An 18,004-nucleotide genomic window follows, 5' to 3' on the forward strand; every position below is an offset into this window, starting at 1 on the left:
GCCGGCCCCGCCCCCGAACTCTTCACCTGGGAGTTCGCCACCGACCCGTACCCCGCCTACGCCTGGCTGCGCGAGCACGCCCCCGTGCACCGCACCCGGCTCCCCAGCGGCGTGGAGGCCTGGCTGGTCACCCGGTACGCGGACGCCAAGCAGGCCCTTGCCGACCAGCGGCTCAGCAAGAACCCCGCGCATCACGACGAGCCCGCGCACGCCAAGGGCAAGACCGGCATCCCCGGCGAGCGCAAGGCCGAGCTGATGACGCATCTGCTCAACATCGACCCACCGGACCACACCCGGCTGCGACGCCTGGTGTCGAAGGCGTTCACTCCGCGCCGGGTCGCCGAGTTCGCCCCGCGCGTGCAGGAGCTGACGGACCAGTTCATCGACGGCTTCGCCGCGAAGGGCGAGGCGGACCTGATCCACGACTTCGCCTTCCCGCTCCCCATCTACGCGATCTGCGACCTGCTCGGCGTCCCGCGCGAGGACCAGGACGACTTCCGCGACTGGGCCGGGATGATGATCCGGCACGGCGGCGGGCCGCGCGGCGGCGTCGCCCGCTCGGTCAAGAAGATCCGCGGCTACCTCGCCGAACTGATCCACCGCAAGCGGGAGAACCCGGGCGACGACCTCATCTCCGGGCTGATCAAGGCCAGCGACCACGGCGAGCACCTCACCGAGAACGAGGCCGCCGCGATGTGTTTCGTCCTGCTCTTCGCCGGTTTCGAGACCACCATCAACCTCATCGGGAACGGCGTGTACGCGCTCTTCCAGAACCCCGAGCAGCGCACCCTGCTCCAGGAGTCACTGGCACGCGGCGAACAGGGCCTGTTGGAGACCGGAGTCGAGGAGCTGCTGCGGTACGACGGGCCGGTCGAGCTGGCCACCTGGCGGTTCGCCACCGAGCCGCTCGCCATCGGCGGGCAGCGGATCGCCTCCGGCGACCCGGTGCTCGTCGTCCTCGCCGCCGCTGACCGCGACCCGGCGCGCTTCACCGATCCCGACACCCTTGACCTCTCCCGCCGCGACAACCAGCACCTCGGGTACGGCCACGGCATCCACTACTGCCTCGGTGCCCCGCTCGCCCGCCTGGAGGGCCAGATCGCCCTGGCGACCCTGCTGACCCGCCTGCCCGACCTTCAGCTCGCGGTCCCTGCCGAGGAGTTGCGGTGGCGCGGCGGGCTCATCATGCGCGGGCTGCGGACCCTGCCCGTCTCGTTCACCGCTCGGTGACGGTTTCGGGGCGTTCGTCTTCACCGCTCAGTGACCGTGTCGGGTCGCTCGTCGCCGCGTACCGCGTCGAGGTACTCGGCCATGGCGTCCCGGTTACGGGTCAGGCAGTTGATGCGCGCGGTCATACGGTCGCGTTCGCGGGTCAGGGTGTCGAGCATCTCCGGGGTCGCGTCGGGGAAGTGGATGACCCGGGGCTTGTCCAGGCAGGGGAGGATCTGCTTGATGAGCCGGGTGGGCAGTCCGGCGTTGAGCAGGTCCCGGATCTGCAGGACCCGGTCCACGAAGCGCTCGTCGTACTCGCGGTAGCCGTTCGGGGTGCGGGCGGCGGTGATCAGCCCCTGCTCCTCGTAGTAGCGCAGCAGCCGACGCGACGTGCCGGTACGGTCCGACAGCTCCCCGATGCGCATGTGCCCCACCTCACAGTTGACCACGTTGACCTTCACATCTATGTGAGGGTTCGAGCATACGGGCATGCGCAACGACACCACACAACTCCCCGTACCCCCCGCGGACTTCCGCGTCGATGCCGGGGGCGCGGGTCAAAAGCTCCCGCTGCCCGCGCTGTTGGCGCTGGCCACCGCCGTCTTTCTCACGGTGCTGACCGAGACGCTGCCTGCGGGTCTGCTGCCCGCGATGAGCGCCGATCTGTCGGTCTCCGAGTCCGCGATGGGGCAGTCCGTGACCATCTACGCCATCGGGACCGCGCTCACCGCGATTCCGCTGACCGCGGCCACCGCGGGGTGGCGGCGCAAGCGGCTGCTGGCGACGGCGATGACGGGGTTCGCTCTTGCCAACACGGTCACCGCGTTCTCCGCGAGTTATGGGCTGACCATGGTGGCCCGGTTCGTCGCCGGTGTGGCCGCGGGGGTGGCCTGGGCGATGCTGGTCGGCTACGCCCGCCGGATGGCGCCGGCCCACCTGCGGGGCCGGGCGATCGCGATCGTGCTGGCGGCCATCCCGATCGCGCTGGCGCTCGGGGTGCCCGCGGGGACGTTCCTGGGCGAAGCGGTCGGCTGGCGGGCGATGTTCGCCCTGATGACCGTGCTCGCGCTCGCCGTGATCGCCGCGGTCGCCGTACTGGCCCCGGACTATCCCGGACAGCGCCCCGAGGGCCGTACCCCGGTGCTGCGTACCCTCGCCCTCCCCGGCGTGATCCCGGTCCTGGTCGTCACGCTGCTTTTCGTCCTGGCCCACACGATCCTGTACACCTATATCGCCACTTTCCTGGGCGAGTTCGGTATGGGCGGCTCAACCGGGCTCGTGCTGCTGCTCTTCGGCGGGGCCTCGATGGTGAGCATCTGGATCGTGGGCGCTCAGATCGACCGTCGACTGCGTTCCCTCACCATCGCCTCCGCCCTGCTGGTCGCTGTGGCGGCCGCCGCGCTGGCCGTCCTGGCCGGCAGTCCCGTACTGGTCTATCTCGCCGCGATCCTGTGGGGACTTGGCTGGGGAGGCGTGCCCACGCTGCTGACCACCGCCGTGGGGGACGCGGGCAGCGAAGCGGCCGACGCGGCCCAGGCGATCCTTGTCACCCTGTGGAACGCGGCCATGGCCGGAGGCGGAGTCGCGGGCGGCGTCCTGCTCGGTATCCTCGGCGCCGCCGCCCTTCCCTGGAGCGTCCTGGCGCTCCTGGTGCCGGTCCTGGTCGTCGTACTCGCCGCCCGTGCGCACGCGTTCCCGGCCAGGCGTCCCAGCAGCAAATCTGACGCACCGTCAAATCTGTGACTTTCGTGTGATCTCCGCTGTATCGACTTGTGACAAGCGTTCGAGTGCGGCTACGTTCGCCGTTCGACTCAACTGTCACTCAGCTGTGTAGTCGCGCGAAAGGCAATCGCATGCTCTCCGGGAACGGCCGTCACCGACGCCCCCGTCAAGCTCCGGCTCTCGTTGTCGCGGCGGGGGTGACCGGATCGGCCATCGCCATCCCGCTGCTCGGCGCCTCCGGCGCGAGCGCCGCCGACGCCTCCACCTGGGACAAGCTCGCCGCGTGCGAGAGCGGTGGCGTGTGGAGCGCCGACATGGGCAACGGGTACTACGGCGGGCTGCAGTTCTCGCAGGACGACTGGGAGGCGTACGGCGGCCTGGACTACGCGCCGCGTGCCGACCTGGCCAGCCGCTCGCAGCAGATAGCCGTCGCCGAGAAGGTACTTGCCGCGCAGGGGCCCGACGCCTGGGCGACGTGTGCGCCGATCGCCGGGCTGGAGAAGGGTGGCGAGACGCCCGACGTGAACCCGGGCCCGACCGCGGACCCCACGCCGTCGCCGTCGGAGTCGGAGTCGGATTCACCGAAGGCGTCCAAGCCGTCGAAGGGCGAGTCCGCGGAGCCCTCGCCGTCCGCCGATCCTTCGGAGGACGCCGCGGATGAGCCGTCAGGTAAGACGCCGGAGGACGAGTCGGGCGAAGAAGGCGAAAGCGGCGTAGGTGGCGTAGGCGACGAAAGCGGCGCCAGTGGCGATGAGGGCAAGTCGGACAACTCCTCGAAGGGTGAGTCGCCTTCGTCTGATTCTTCTGCTTCGCCCACCGAGACCACCATTCCTGACTCCTCCGCCGACCCCTCCGCCGACCCCTCCGCGCCGGAGGAGACCCCTGCCGAGGGCTCAGGGCGCCACCGTGGCGACCGCGCCCCCGAGGAGCTGCCCGACGAGCGCGAGGTCGACGGCTCGGGCCGGCATGCCTCCCGTGGTGGCGACACGGACCGCGATGCCGTCGACGGCGCGTACGTCGTGCGCCCCGGCGACAACCTCTCGGTGATCGCCGACACCCATGGGCTCGACGGCGGATGGACCGGGCTCTACACGGGAAACAAGAAGACCGTCGGCGAGGACCCGGACCTCATTCGCCCTGGCCAAAGCCTCGATCTGGGCGAAAAGTAGCGGCAGTTCGGGCTGAATGTCCGAGTTAAAGGGGCATTGCCGTAAGTGAGAGATGGGTCTCAACGGCCCCGATCGCCTTGGTGTTGAGGGTGGGAGCGTGTTTACCGTCGTGACCGCTCGCCACTGGTGAGCCCCGATGGCCGTCACGCCGAATCCTGCCGGCGGCCGCAGGGAACAGTCGTCGCGTAACGCGCCGTAGGCAGGAGCGGGGGACCCAAGGTTTGCGCCGGGCCCGGCCCTTGAGAGAGGGCGGGGACCGGCTTGGGGTGAAGTTCGTACGGAGACGCGGAAGCTCCGTACGGACCGGGCAACTCACTTGGCCCGAACCCGACAGCTCACCTCGTAGGCGTCGGTGAGGGGATCACTCATGCTGTTTTCCGGCAAGGGCAAGCACCGTCGTCCGTCCAAGACCACCCGGATCGCCACCGCCGCCGGTGTCACCGGCGCCGCCGTGGCCGTCCCGCTGATGGGCGCGACCGGCGCGCAGGCCGCCACCGCGTCCCAGTGGGACCAGGTCGCCCAGTGCGAGTCCGGTGGCAACTGGTCGATCAACACCGGCAACGGCTACTACGGCGGTCTGCAGTTCTCGTCCTCCACCTGGGCCGCGTACGGCGGCACGCAGTACGCCTCGACCGCCGACCAGGCCTCCAAGACGCAGCAGATCGAGATCGCCGAGAAGGTCCTCGCGGGCCAGGGCAAGGGTGCCTGGCCGAGCTGCGGCGTCGGCCTGACCAACGCCTCGTACGACGGTGGCGGCGAGCAGTCCACGCAGCAGAGCGCCCCGAGCACCCCGCAGCAGTCGGCGCCCCAGCCGAAGCAGGAGCAGCCGAAGCCGCAGCCGAAGCAGGAGCAGCCGAAGCAGGCCGCCCCGAAGGCAGAGACCCCCAAGGCCGCGCCCAGCACCAAGAGCGCCAAGACCGTCGAGACCCCGGCCGGTCAGACGGTCAAGAAGGGCGACGGCGAGTACGAGGTGAAGTCCGGGGACACCCTCTCCGAGATCGCCGAGGCGCATGACGTCAAGGGCGGCTGGCTCAGCCTGCACGAGCTGAACAAGGACATCGTCGAGGACGCCGACTTCATCTACCCGGGTCAGCAGCTGCACCTCAGCTGACCCTGACCCGCAGGTCACCGCTTGACCCGCGGGTCACTGACAGGCCCGCAGGTCACCGCCAGACCCGCAGGTCATCCCCAGACCGCCCCGCCCCTGCGCGCTTACCCCCGTGCGCGCCGGGGCGGGGCTCTTTTTGTTCCGTCAAGAAACAATCTATGCTCGGGGTGTCCACGGTCCGGTCGGTCGGCTGGCCGATGCCGCCGAGGCGGTTAGGCTCGTGTCGCAAGGCCATAGAGACCTCGCACTTCTAGCGTCACATCCCAGAAGGAGATGCTCGTGCCGTCCATCGACGTCGTCGTAGCCCGGGAAATCCTGGACTCCCGAGGCAACCCCACGGTCGAGGTCGAGGTTGGCCTCGACGACGGCAGCACGGGTCGTGCCGCCGTCCCCTCCGGTGCCTCCACCGGTGCTTTCGAGGCCATCGAACTCCGTGACGGCGACCCCAGCCGTTACCTGGGCAAGGGCGTGGAGAAGGCCGTCCTCGCCGTCATCGAGCAGATCGGCCCGGAGCTCGTCGGGTACGACGCCACCGAGCAGCGCCTGATCGACCAGGCCATGTTCGACCTGGACGCCACCGACAACAAGGGCTCGCTCGGCGCCAACGCCATCCTCGGCGTCTCGCTCGCCGTCGCGCACGCCGCTTCCGAGGCGTCCGACCTGCCGCTCTTCCGCTACCTGGGCGGCCCCAACGCGCACCTGCTGCCGGTGCCGATGATGAACATCCTGAACGGCGGCTCGCACGCCGACTCCAACGTGGACATCCAGGAGTTCATGATCGCCCCGATCGGGGCGGAGTCCTTCTCCGAGGCCCTGCGCTGGGGCGCCGAGGTCTACCACACCCTCAAGAAGGTCCTGAAGGCCAAGGGTCTGGCCACCGGCCTCGGCGACGAGGGCGGCTTCGCCCCGAACCTGGGCTCCAACCGCGAGGCCCTGGACCTGATCCTCGAGGCCATCAAGGAAGCCGGTTACGCCCCCGGCCAGCAGATCGCGCTCGCCCTGGACGTCGCCGCCTCCGAGTTCTACAAGGACGGCACGTACCAGTTCGAGGGCAAGGAGCGCTCCGCCGCCGAGATGACCGAGTACTACGAGGAGCTCGTCGCCTCGTACCCGCTCGTCTCCATCGAGGACCCGCTGTTCGAGGACGACTGGGCCGGCTGGAACGTCCTGACCGACAAGCTGGGCGGCAAGGTCCAGATCGTCGGCGACGACCTCTTCGTCACCAACCCGGAGCGCCTGGGCCGCGGCATCGAGGAGAACTCGGCCAACGCCCTGCTGGTCAAGGTCAACCAGATCGGCTCGCTGACCGAGACCCTGGACGCCGTCGAGCTCGCCCAGCGCAACGGCTTCAAGTGCATGATGTCCCACCGCTCCGGCGAGACCGAGGACGTCACCATCGCCGACCTGGCCGTCGCCACCAACTGCGGCCAGATCAAGACCGGCGCCCCGGCCCGCTCCGAGCGCGTCGCCAAGTACAACCAGCTGCTGCGCATCGAGGAGATCCTCGACGACGCCGCGGTGTACGCGGGCCGCTCCGCCTTCCCGCGCTTCAAGGGCTGACGCCTCCCAGGCCGACGCCTTCAGGGCCCGAGGGCCCGTCGTACGTACGTCCCCGTACTCGGTCCCGTACCGTGTGCGGGGACGTACGCGCGTGATGGGAAGGCGGGACCATGGCAGGGAACCGGGACCGGTTCTCCACCACGACCAGACTGCGGCTGCTCGGCGAGCAGACCGCGGCCCGTGTCTACCGTTCGCAGACCAAGCGCCAGGCCCGCCGCTCCCGGCTCACCGGCCGGGCCGCGCTGCTCGCGCTGGTCGTCTGCTCGCTGATCGTCGCGCTCGCCTATCCGATGCGGCAGTACGTCGCCCAGCGGGCCGACATCGCCGAGCAGGAGCGGCTGTTGCGCGACGCCAGGGACCAGGCCGAGGACCTGCGGGACGCCAAGGCGCGCTGGCAGGACGACGCGTACGTGGAACGCCAGGCCCGCGAGCGGCTGCACATGGTGCGGCCGGGCGAGACCGCGTTCACGGTGCCCGACCCGGACGGCGCGACCAAGCGCCGCGCGGAGGTGGGCAAGGCGGACCGCCCCTGGTACAGCAACCTCTTCGACGGCGTCGACAAGGCCGACCGCGTACACCGCACCACGGCCGAGTAACCTCCGTAACCCACTTCCCCAGAAAGACACACCCCAGGCATGCACACGCCCCCGCCGCCCACCCCGCGTACCGAGCCGACCGACGCCGACGTGGCGGCCTTCAAGGAGCAGCTCGGCCGCCCGCCGCGCGGTCTGCGGGCCATCGCGCACCGCTGCCCCTGCGGTCAGCCGGACGTCGTGGAGACGGCCCCGCGGCTGCCGGACGGCACCCCCTTCCCGACGCTGTACTACCTGACCTGCCCGCGGGCCGCGTCGGCGATCGGCACGCTGGAGGCCAACGGCGTCATGAAGGAGATGACGGACCGGCTGGCCACGGACCCCGAACTGGCCGCCGCGTACCGCGCGGCCCACGAGGACTACATCCGCCGCCGTGACGAGATCGAGGAGCTGACGGGCTTCCCGAGCGCCGGCGGTATGCCGGACCGGGTGAAGTGCCTGCACGTCCTGGTCGGGCACTCGCTGGCCGCGGGACCCGGTGTGAACCCGCTGGGCGACGAGGCGATCGCGATGCTGCCTGAGTGGTGGGCCAAGGGCCCGTGCGTCACGCCGTGCGCGCCGGAGAGCCAGGACGAGGGCCAGGACGAGGGCGAGGCCCGATGACCCGCGTCGCCGCGATCGACTGCGGTACGAACTCGATCCGGCTGCTCGTCGCCGACGCCGCCCCCGGCACCGGTGAACTGACCGACCTGGACCGCCGGATGCGGATCGTCCGGCTCGGCCAGGGCGTGGACAAGACCGGACGGCTCGCCGCCGACGCGCTGGACCGTACCTTCGAGGCCTGCCGCGAGTACGCCGCCGTGATCAAGGAACACGGCGTCGAGCGGCTCCGCTTCGTCGCCACCTCGGCGTCCCGCGACGCCGAGAACCGCGAGGAGTTCGTCAGCGGCGTCCTGGAGATCCTGGGCGTGGAGCCCGAGGTGATCACCGGCGACCAGGAGGCCGAGTTCTCCTTCACCGGGGCCACCCGGGGTCTCGCCGGCCGGCTGCACCTGCCCAAGCCGTATCTGGTCGTGGACATCGGCGGTGGCTCGACCGAACTGGTCGTGGGCGAGGACCATGTACGGGCCGCCCGCTCCATCGACATCGGCTGTGTCCGTATGACCGAGCGTCACCTCGTACGCGACGGAGTCGTCACTGACCCGCCGACCCCGGCCCAGATCGCCGCCATCCGCGCCGACATCGACGCCGCCCTCGACGAGGCCGAGCGCACGGTCCCGCTCGCCGACGCGCGGACGCTGGTCGGCCTGGCCGGGTCGGTCACCACGGTGGCCGGAATCGCGCTGGGGCTCCCTGAGTACGACTCCACCGCGATCCACCATTCCCGTATCCCGTACGAGAAGGTCGCCGAGATCGCGGCGCACCTGCTGAACGCCACGCACGCCGAGCGCGCCGCGATCGGCGTGATGCACCCGGGCCGGGTCGACGTGATCGCCGCGGGCACGCTCGTACTGCTCGCGATCATGGAGCGCACGGGCGCCGCGGAGGTCGTCGTGAGCGAGCACGACATCCTCGACGGGATCGCCTACCAAGTGGCGGCGGAGATCGAAGAGGACAAGAGGAGCCGCTGACCAACTCTCCTCGACCCTCCTCGATCCTCCTTGCCATCCCGCGTCCGATTGGGTGCGATTTACCGAAGTCCCTCCCGCAATACGCGCAATATCTGATTAATCCGATATGACTGTCGCGTATTCATTCGGGCCGCTTCGCGTGGCTGAACGGGAGGACTAGCGTGGAACGATTGAGAGGCCGGGCTGCGCGAGTGGCACTGGCTGTCGGGGTGCTCTCCAGCATGGCCGTCACGGTCGGGGCGGGGCTGGCAACGGCCTCCCCGACCGCCAACGCCGGTACGGACGACCGGGGTTACGTCTTCGCCACCGACCCCTGCGAGGCGCCGTGGCCCTTCGGGCACGGGCACGACGAGGGGTACGGGCAGGAGGGGCCGGCGCACGAGGGGCCGAAGGACTGCGACAAGCCCACGCCGTCGCATACGCCGACCCCGTCGCATACGCCGACGCCGTCGCACACCCCGACGCCGTCCCACACGCCGACCCCGTCGCATACCCCGACTCCCTCGCATACGCCGACTCCGTCGCATACGCCGACGCCGTCCCACACGCCGACCCCCTCGCATACGCCGACTCCGTCGCATACGCCGACGCCGTCCCACACGCCGACCCCCTCGCACACGCCGACCCCCTCGCATACGCCGACTCCGTCGCATACGCCGACGCCGTCGCATACCCCCACCCCGACCTCCACCCCCACAAAGCCCCCCAAGCTGCCGGACACCGGTGCCTCCTCCGGGCAGCTGCTGGCGATGGGTGCGGTCAGTGCGGGGATGATCCTCGCCGGTGCCGGGATCCCGCTGGTCGTACGGCGGCGGCGCGGCACTATCTAAGGGCATAGAAGGCAGGTCCCTTCGGATCGTCGCTACGGGCGGCTTCTCCGGCGCTTAATGCGTGGAGAAGCCGCCCGCGGCGCGTCGCCCGCAGGAAACTTCGTGAAGTTCTTCACAAGGAAAAGGGGCCCGAAGGGCGAATCTGAGGCCCCGAGGGCCCGAATCGGAGGCCCAAAGGGCCCTGATGCCCGGATCGCAGACGGTTTCGGGGGCCGTCTCGCGGAGGCGGCAAGCGGCAGGACCGGACCCGTGGTCCACCCACGGCGCCGCCCAGACAGGCAGCTCAACGGGGGTCTCAACGGCTCCGCGCACCCCGATGGTTCCCTCACTCGACCATGATCTGGGTCACGCGGGCCGCGGAGTGTAGCAGAGGACCCCGCGACCCTTGTGAAGGGGCTCACGAGCGACCCCCGGCAGGGGGGTGGATACTCGATGGCATGAGCACCACGGAGCGTCCCAGGATCCTCGTTGTAGGCGGTGGGTACGTAGGCCTGTACGCAGCTCGACGCATTCTGAAGAAGATGCGTTACGCGGAAGCGACCGTCACGGTCGTCGACCCGCGCTCGTACATGACGTACCAGCCCTTCCTCCCCGAAGCCGCCGCCGGAAGCATTTCGCCGCGCCACGTCGTCGTCCCGCTGCGACGCGTGCTGCCCAAGGCGGAGGTGCTCACCGGTCGGGTCACCACGATTGACCAGGACCGCAAGGTCGCCTCGATCACCCCGCTCGTGGGCGAGGCGTACGAACTGCCCTTCGACTACCTGGTCATCGCGCTCGGCGCCGTCTCCCGTACCTTCCCGATCCCCGGCCTCGCCGAGCAGGGCATCGGTATGAAGGGCATCGAGGAGGCCATCGGCCTGCGCAACCACGTACTCGAGCAGCTCGACAAGGCCGACTCGACGACCGACGAGGAGGTCCGCCGCAAGGCGCTGACCTTCGTCTTCGTCGGCGGTGGCTTCGCCGGTGCGGAGACCATCGGCGAGGTCGAGGACATGGCCCGCGACGCCACGAAGTACTACAGCAACGTGAAGCGCGAGGACATGCGCTTCATCCTCGTGGACGCCGCGGACAAGATCCTCCCCGAGGTGGGCCCGAAGCTCGGCCAGTACGGCAAGGAGCACCTGGAGGGCCGTGGGGTCGAGGTCTACCTCTCCACCTCCATGGACTCCTGCGTCGACGGCCACGTCGTGCTGAAGAACGGCCTTGAGGTCGACTCCAACACGATCGTGTGGACCGCCGGTGTGAAGCCGAACCCGGCGCTGGCCCGCTACGGCCTGCCGCTCGGCCCGCGCGGCCACGTCGACACCCAGGCCACGCTGCAGGTGCAGGGCACCGACTACATCTGGGCCGCGGGCGACAACGCCCAGGTTCCGGACCTGGTCGGCCGCGCCGCGGGCAACGAGAACGCCTGGTGCCCGCCGAACGCCCAGCACGCGCTGCGCCAGGCCAAGGTGCTCGGTGACAACGTCATCTCCGGCATGCGCGGCTTCCCGCAGCAGGAGTACAAGCACGCCAACAAGGGTGCGGTCGCCGGGCTCGGCCTGCACAAGGGCGTGGCGATGATCGTCATGGGCAAGATGAAGATCAAGCTCAAGGGCCGTCTCGCCTGGTACATGCACCGCAGCTACCACGGCATGGCCATGCCGACCTTCAACCGCAAGATCCGCGTCTTCGCCGACTGGACCCTCGCGATGTTCCTGAAGCGCGAGGTCGTCTCGCTCGGCGCGATGGAGTCGCCGCGCGAGGAGTTCTACGAGGCCGCGAAGCCCGCCCCGGCGGCCCCGGCCCCGGTGGAGGCCAAGGACAAGGCCGCCGCCAAGTCGGCCGAGAAGGCCAAGGCCTGACCCCGGCACCCCGCTGAACCCCGAAGGGGCCGTCCGCCATCCGTGGTGCGGGCGGCCCCTTCGGCGTTCCGCCACCCGGGTCTCGGCGTGCCGCTCGCCCTGCTGGGCGTCGCGGCGCTCCACCGGGTCACCTCCGCGATGGACGCCGACGCGTACGGCCTGGGCTCCCGGACGCTGCTGCGCGGCGGAGGCACGCGGACCTGCCCCTGCCGTGCAGCTGGACCGCGACGACCCGGACTTGACCGGAAGCTGGACGCCCTGCGCGCGCTGACACCGTCCCCAGAAGCTGGCACATCGCCGAACTGGACGACGCGGGCACCCCGGTCCGCCTCGCGGCCGCCCCGGCCGACCTGACCCGCATCATCCGCGAGCTGGGTCACGCGTGGACCGCGGTCACTCGCGGCCGCCGTTCGGAGGGATCTCGTCCGGAATCGGACGTCTGACCGTCAGTGGGACTGCGTGGCGGTCTTGTTGGTGTTTACGTGGGTGTCGGACACTCCGAGAACAGCCGGCCCTCACGGAGGTGCACCATGGCAGACGCCGCGTCGCGGTTGCGGACCCTCGCCGAGCAGTTGCTGGGAGCGCGGCTCCCGATCCGGATCCGCGCCTGGGACGGGAGCGTGTCCGGGCCGCCGAACGGCCCCACCCTCGTCGTGCGCCGTCGGCGCGCCCTGCGCCGCCTGATGTGGAAGCCCGGGGAACTGGGCCTGGCCCGCGCCTGGGTCGCCGGGGACCTCGACATCGAGGGCGACCTGTACCGGGCGCTCGGCCTGATGTCCGGGCTGCTGTGGGAGAACGACGAACCGGGCCGCAGCAAGCGGGAGCTCGCCGCCGACCCCCGTATCCGTACCGCCGCCCGCTCCCTGCTCAGGCTGGCGCGCCCGTTGCCTGCGCCGCCCCCGCCCCGCGAGGAGGTCGGCCGCCGCAGCGGGCCGCTGCACACCAAGATCCGCGACCGGCAGTCCATCAGCCACCACTACGACGTGGGCAACGACTTCTACGCCCTGGTGCTCGGCCCGTCGATGGTCTACTCGTGCGCGTACTGGGAGTCCGAGGACGCCACTCTGGAAGACGCCCAGCGCGACAAGCTCGAACTGGTCTGCCGGAAACTGGCCCTGCGGCCGGGTATGCGGCTGCTCGACGTCGGCTGCGGCTGGGGCTCCATGGCCGTGCACGCCGCACGCGCGCACGGCGTACACGTCGTCGGCATCACCCTCTCCGCCGAGCAGGCCGCGTACGCCCGCAAGCGGGTCGCCGACGAGGGCCTCACCGACCGGATCGAGATCCGCGTCCAGGACTACCGCGACGTCACCGACGGTCCGTACGACGCGATCTCCTCGATCGGGATGGCCGAACACGTCGGCTCCGAGGGTTATCTGGAGTACGCCCGGACCCTGTACGCCCTCCTCAAACCGGGCGGCCGCCTGCTGAACCACCAGATTGCCCGCCGCCCCCAGGACGACGAATTGGCCTACCGCGTCAACGCGTTCATCGACGCCTACGTCTTCCCCGACGGGGAACTCGCCCCCGTCGGCCGCACCACGGCCCAGCTGGAACAGGCCGGTTTCGAGATCCGCGACCTCGAAGCGCTGCGCGAGCACTATGCCCTGACGCTGCGTCAGTGGGTCGCCAACCTGGAGGCACGGTGGCCGGAGGCGGTACGCCTCTCCTCACCCGGCCGCGCCCGCGTCTGGCGCCTGTACATGGCCGCGTCCGCCCTCGCCTTCGAGGGCAACCGCATCGGAGTCAACCAGATCCTGGCCGTCAAACCCCGGGCGACGGGCGCCTCGGGCCTGCCGCTGCGCGCCCGCGACTGGCGCGCGTGAGGGGGGCTCGCGACCGGTCTGCCTCGTGACCGATCCACCCCGGTAGACCGGTATACCTCGCGGCCGGTCTACCGGAGGTCGCCGTACTCGCTCAGCACCCCGGGTGGGGCCAGCGACGTCACGTAGTGGCTCGGCCCGTGGTCCTCGAACGAGTACCGGAACGGCAGGGACCGGGTCAGCGCCAGCTTGACCGCGATGAACGCCAGCGGCGCCATCACGGTCAGCCCGGCCAGACTCGCCATCTGCGGGTAGAGCGCGGGGCGCGTCACCTCCCGCCACGCCTCCTCGTCCGGGCGCAGCAGCCGCCCGGCGGACTCCCCGGTCCGCCGGGCGGCCTCGCGCAGATGGGCCGGTAGCCGGGCCGGGGTGTGCACCAGGACGCTGGGCAGCGTGAGCGCCTCCAGGACGGTGTCGCCGAACAGCGAGAGGGCCCGCTCCACGGTCCCGCGCCTGCGGCGGAAGTGGAACTCCCGCCCGAACGGCGCGAAGGGGCCGATGGGCAGTGGCGGCAGCGCGGGCACCACGTCGCGGTCGTAGATGTACCGGATCACCCGGTCGCGCAGTACCCGTACCCCCTGGCTGTCGGCCGCGCCCTCGCAGGCCAGGGCGAAGTCGGCGCCGCCGAGCATCGGCTGGCCGAAGGTGTAGACGCCCCTGAGCCGTGCGGCGATGCGCTGGTAGCGGGGCTCCTGCGCGAGGACCACGCCCATCAGCGCGGCCATCGCGCCGCCGAGGCTGTGGCCGGTGACGTACAGGGCCTCCAGGCCGCCGCGCGGTTCGGGGTCGGCATCGTCGTCGAGTATCGACTCGCCCCGCAGCGCCCGTTCCAGTGCCCCGATGATGGCGTAGCGGGTGGCCCGCATGTTGCGGTAGAAGCCCGCGTGGACGTCGTAGCGCTGCCCCGACAGATCGACGGCCAGTGTCTCGGGGCGGACGTCGGCGTCGGTGAGGAGACTGATGATGTCCTCGGGCTGGGTGCCCCGGTAGCCGAGGATGACGACCCGTCGGTCGCGGTCCTGCACCAGGTACGCGGCGGAGGTGATGAACATGGCGTCCACCCGCTGCTCGAACACGCGGCAGCGGTTCTCCGCCAGACCCAGCCGGGCCATGATCGTGGCGACGGTCGCCGCGTCGCCCTGCTGTCCGTACCCGGAGTACGCGTACGCGGCGCAGGTCGCCAGCGCGTGCGGGATCACCCCGTCGCGGTCCGGCTGCTCCCTGGCCTCGGCGAGCCGCTCCACGAGGTCGGGATAGACGGGAAAGCCGTCCCGCGCCGGGCGCAGCGGCATCTTGTCGGGCCGGAGCGTGTCGAAGTCGGGGGCCACGGCGCTGTCGTCACGCATGCCGAGACCGTAACGCCGCCGTGCCGCGGTGTACCCGCCGCGCACCGGCCACAACACGATGGCCGGGTGGGGCGGCAGGGGGTGCGGAGAGCCGCCCGAGCGGCTCGCGGCGAGCGCCGCGGCGTCCCGCAGGGCCCTGAAAGGCGAGGTTGCCGACGGACCGACGCCCGACCGCACAGCACCCAAGAGCACATAAACAGTCCGGAAACACGCGCTCCGGACGTCCGGACCGGCCGGTAGCGTCGCTGCCCCTGCCCCGGAAGGACCGGAGGAACGACCGATGGTCGAGACCAGGATTCGTGTGCAGCAGGCATCCCCTCCCTACGAGCGGTACGAGGGCGGAAGCCCCGAGGCGGAGCGGCGGGTCTTCGAGAAGCTGGCCGCTGACATGCTCCACGTGCAGCTGAAGAACATGCGGAGTTCCGGTGCCGCCGGGCCCGCCCGCGCCTTCCACGCGAAGGCCGCGCTGGGCGTGGAGAACGCGCGCCTCAGGTTCCACGACGACCTCCCGCCCGATCTGCGGGTTGGCTACGCCCAGCCGGGCGCCGACTACCCGGCGATCGTGCGGCTCTCGAACGCCGCCGGCACCCGGGACCACGACGCGTCCCCCGATCTGCGCGGCGCGGCCGTACGCGTGGAGGTGTCGGCCGAGGAGACCCACGACCTCCTCGCCACCAACTTCGCGGCCTCGCACGCGAAGGACGCGCATGAGTTCGTCGCCTTCGCCAAGGCCATGGCCGGTGCCGGAAACCCGCTGCAGAAGGCCTTCGGACTGTTCGTCAAGCTTCCGCTGTCGGTCGGCTGGTCGACCGCGGCCCGGATGCGGAACAACGTGCTGAGCGCCACCCGCCGCACGGTCACCAGCCTCGCCCGCGAGACGTACTTCAGCCGCGGCGCGATGCTGTGGGGCGAGGCCGGACCGGTCCGCTACCTGCTGCGGCCCGCCCCCGGCGGGGCCCCCGCACCCGCGCCCGGACGGCACGACCCGGACGTGCTGCGCCATGAGCTCGCCGCCCGGCTCGCCGAGTCCGACATCGCCTTCGACCTGTGCGTACAGCGGTACGTGGACGAGCCGCGCACCCCCGTCGAGGACGCGTCCGTGGAGTGGAAGGAGTCCGTCTCGGCGGCCGTATCGGTGGCCAGGCTCACCGTTCCGCGCCAGGACCTGGACTCCGCCGAGGCGCGCGCCGTGGCCGCCCGGATCGAGGAGCTCTCCTTCAACCCCTGGCACACCACCGACGAGTTCCGCCCCCTGGGCCATATCAACCGCGCCCGCAAGGCGGCGTACGAGGCGAGCAGCGCGTACCGCCAGGGGCTGCGCTTCCTCACGCCCGAGCCGCGCCGCAACACGCTGTTAGGGGGCCCGCTGCGGGCCTTGTTCCGGCTCGTGAACCGGGTGGTGCCCTGGCACCGGCTGCCGGTCTCGATCGGCCTGCTCAACCTGGTGGCACTGCGCCAGCAGCTGCGCCGCGAGAACCTGATCGACACCGAGCCCGGTGAGGCGCCGCCCAAGCCGGGGCCGGTGCAGACGCCCCCGGACGAACACCTGCGTACCGCCCGGTCCTACGACGGGACGTACAACGATCTGTCCGACCCTCAGATGGGTGCCGTCGGTGCCGCCTTCGGACGCAACCTGAAGCCGGAGTACCGGCCCGACCTGTTCGACGAGCCCAACCCCGTCACGGTCAGCCGCCAACTGCTGCACCGCGACCGGTTCCTGCCGGCCACCTCGCTCAACATCCTGGCCGCGGCCTGGATTCAGTTCCAGGTCCACGACTGGGTCAACCATCGGCGCCACCCGAAGGGCGGCCCGTCCGTCGAGGTCCCCATGCCGCCCGGCAGTAGCTGGCACAACACCCCGGACGGACCCGCCGAGAACGTCATGCGCTTCGCCGACGACGACGGCATCCAACTGCCGGGCAACCAGCCGCCGATCCTCTTCGGGAACACCGCGTCGCACTGGTGGGACGGGTCCGAGGTGTACGGCGAGAACGAGGAGACCGCGAAGTTCCTGCGCGAGTGGGACGGCGGCGCCGCCCTGCGCCTGGAGGACGGCCATCTGCCGATGGGCCACGACGGCATTCCGCTGACCGGCTTCAACGACAACTGGTGGCTCGGACTGAGCGCCATGCACACGCTCTTCGCCCGCGAACACAACGCGGTCTGCGCGGCCCTGCGCCAGGAGTACCCGTCGATGAGCGAGGAGCGGGTCTACCACACGGCCCGGCTGGTGGTCTCCGCGCTCATCGCCAAGATCCACACGGTGGAGTGGACCCCGGCGATCCTGGCCACCGAGGCGATCGACATCGGCCTGCACACCAACTGGGAGGGCCCGCCGGACAACTGGCTCACCAAGCTCGGCCTGTGGCTGTTCGAGGCGCACTCCCTCAAGGGCATCCCCGAGACCCTGCCCGACCACCACGGCACCCCGTACTCGCTCACCGAGGACTTCGTCACCGTCTACCGGATGCACCCGCTGATTCCGGACGAGTTCGAGCTGCGCGAGCACCACTTCGGGCGGCGCCTGGAGACCGTGGGCTTCCACGACATCCAGGGCGTGGCGGCCGAGGCCGCGATCCGCAAGACCGGCCTGTCCAACACGCTGTACTCGTTCGGCATCGCCCACCCCGGCGCGATCACGCTGCACAACTTCCCGCGCTCGCTGCAGGCCTTCGAGCGGGACGGCGAGGTCATCGACCTGTCGGTGGTCGACCTGGTACGGACCCGGCGGCGCGGTGTGCCGCGCTACAACGACTTCCGGGCCGGGCTGCACAAGCCGCGTATCCGCAGCTTCGATGAGCTGTCCGACGACCCGGAGACGGTGGCGCGGCTGACGGACGTGTACCGCTCGGTGGACGAGATCGACACCATGGTCGGGCTGTTCGCGGAGAACCCGCCGCGCGGGTTCGGCTTCAGCGACACGGCGTTCCGCATCTTCATCCTGATGGCCACCCGGCGGCTGCAGAGCGACCGGTTCCTGACCGTCGACTACCGGCCCGAGGTCTACACCCCGCTGGGCATCGACTGGGTGGAGCGGGGCGGCATGAACTCCGTGATCCTGCGGCACTGCCCGGAACTCGCCGCCATGCTGCCGCGTGACCGCAGCGCCTTCGCGCCGTGGCGGACCGTGCAGCCGGTACGCGACACCTCTTCGGACGGCTGAGCACCTGCCGGCAGCGCGAAGGGGCCCCGGACGATGGCGAATTCCGGGGTCCCTTCGCACTGA

The 18,004-nt window shown here is 70.7% G+C and carries 14 protein-coding genes and 1 riboswitch; of the genes, 12 read left to right on the forward strand and 2 right to left on the reverse strand.

The genetic code is table 11. The features are described from left to right. The coding region (locus tag U9R90_RS31760; protein WP_411060445.1) for a cytochrome P450 family protein at window positions 1-1,230 on the forward strand (1,230 nt) is incomplete at its 5' end. Between the two features lie 20 nt (window positions 1,231-1,250). Here U9R90_RS31760 and U9R90_RS31765 read toward each other — a convergent pair. Next, complete coding sequence (locus U9R90_RS31765) at window positions 1,251-1,637, reverse strand: MerR family transcriptional regulator (RefSeq protein ID WP_411060447.1); 387 nt, start codon at window positions 1,635-1,637, stop codon at window positions 1,251-1,253. A gap of 64 nt (window positions 1,638-1,701) precedes the next feature. Here U9R90_RS31765 and U9R90_RS31770 point away from each other — a divergent pair, with 64 nt between their 5' ends. From U9R90_RS31770 to U9R90_RS31815, 10 genes are all read left to right on the forward strand, one after another. Next, complete coding sequence (locus U9R90_RS31770; protein WP_411060448.1) at window positions 1,702-2,955, forward strand: MFS transporter; 1,254 nt, start codon at window positions 1,702-1,704, stop codon at window positions 2,953-2,955. Window positions 2,956-3,065: 110 nt separating this feature from the next. After that, window positions 3,066-4,103, forward strand: a complete 1,038-nt coding sequence (locus U9R90_RS31775) for a transglycosylase family protein (protein ID WP_411060449.1) — start codon at window positions 3,066-3,068, stop codon at window positions 4,101-4,103. 181 nt (window positions 4,104-4,284) lie between these two features. Beyond that, window positions 4,285-4,467, forward strand: a riboswitch (cyclic di-AMP (ydaO/yuaA leader). 3 nt (window positions 4,468-4,470) lie between these two features. Further along, window positions 4,471-5,214 carry a transglycosylase family protein gene (locus tag U9R90_RS31780; protein ID WP_411060450.1) on the forward strand — a complete coding sequence of 248 codons (744 nt, stop codon included), beginning with the start codon at window positions 4,471-4,473 and terminating at the stop codon, window positions 5,212-5,214. A gap of 276 nt (window positions 5,215-5,490) precedes the next feature. Then, window positions 5,491-6,771, forward strand: a complete 1,281-nt coding sequence (gene eno, locus U9R90_RS31785) for a phosphopyruvate hydratase (RefSeq protein ID WP_411060451.1) — start codon at window positions 5,491-5,493, stop codon at window positions 6,769-6,771. Window positions 6,772-6,881: 110 nt separating this feature from the next. Then, window positions 6,882-7,367 (forward strand): FtsB family cell division protein, encoded by a 486-nt coding sequence (locus tag U9R90_RS31790; protein WP_411060452.1) that lies wholly within the window; start codon window positions 6,882-6,884, stop codon window positions 7,365-7,367. A gap of 39 nt (window positions 7,368-7,406) precedes the next feature. Beyond that, entirely contained in the window at window positions 7,407-7,967 is a 561-nt protein-coding gene (locus U9R90_RS31795; RefSeq protein ID WP_411060453.1) for a DUF501 domain-containing protein, read from the forward strand. After that, window positions 7,964-8,935 carry an exopolyphosphatase gene (locus U9R90_RS31800; RefSeq protein WP_411060454.1) on the forward strand — a complete coding sequence of 324 codons (972 nt, stop codon included), beginning with the start codon at window positions 7,964-7,966 and terminating at the stop codon, window positions 8,933-8,935. Before U9R90_RS31795 ends, U9R90_RS31800 begins: the two co-directional genes overlap by 4 nt. 191 nt (window positions 8,936-9,126) lie before the next feature. Then, entirely contained in the window at window positions 9,127-9,765 is a 639-nt protein-coding gene (locus tag U9R90_RS31805) for an LPXTG cell wall anchor domain-containing protein (protein WP_411060455.1), read from the forward strand. 437 nt (window positions 9,766-10,202) lie between these two features. Continuing rightward, window positions 10,203-11,609, forward strand: coding sequence for an NAD(P)/FAD-dependent oxidoreductase (locus tag U9R90_RS31810; RefSeq protein WP_411060456.1), 1,407 nt, complete (start codon window positions 10,203-10,205; stop codon window positions 11,607-11,609). Between the two features lie 530 nt (window positions 11,610-12,139). Next, a complete protein-coding gene (locus U9R90_RS31815; RefSeq protein ID WP_411060457.1) occupies window positions 12,140-13,435 on the forward strand; it encodes a class I SAM-dependent methyltransferase in 1,296 nt (431 codons plus the stop codon). 68 nt (window positions 13,436-13,503) lie between these two features. Here the strand turns inward: U9R90_RS31815 and U9R90_RS31820 are convergent, their stop codons facing one another. Continuing rightward, window positions 13,504-14,778, reverse strand: a complete 1,275-nt coding sequence (locus tag U9R90_RS31820; RefSeq protein WP_411060459.1) for a lipase family protein — start codon at window positions 14,776-14,778, stop codon at window positions 13,504-13,506. A 280-nt stretch (window positions 14,779-15,058) separates the two neighbouring features. Here U9R90_RS31820 and U9R90_RS31825 point away from each other — a divergent pair, with 280 nt between their 5' ends. Further along, window positions 15,059-17,941, forward strand: coding sequence for a peroxidase family protein (locus tag U9R90_RS31825; protein WP_411060461.1), 2,883 nt, complete (start codon window positions 15,059-15,061; stop codon window positions 17,939-17,941). The last annotated feature ends 63 nt before the right edge of the window (window positions 17,942-18,004 follow it).

The organism is Streptomyces sp. E11-3 (genome assembly GCF_046540415.1).
In the GTDB taxonomy this organism is placed as follows: Bacteria; Actinomycetota; Actinomycetes; order Streptomycetales; family Streptomycetaceae; genus Streptomyces.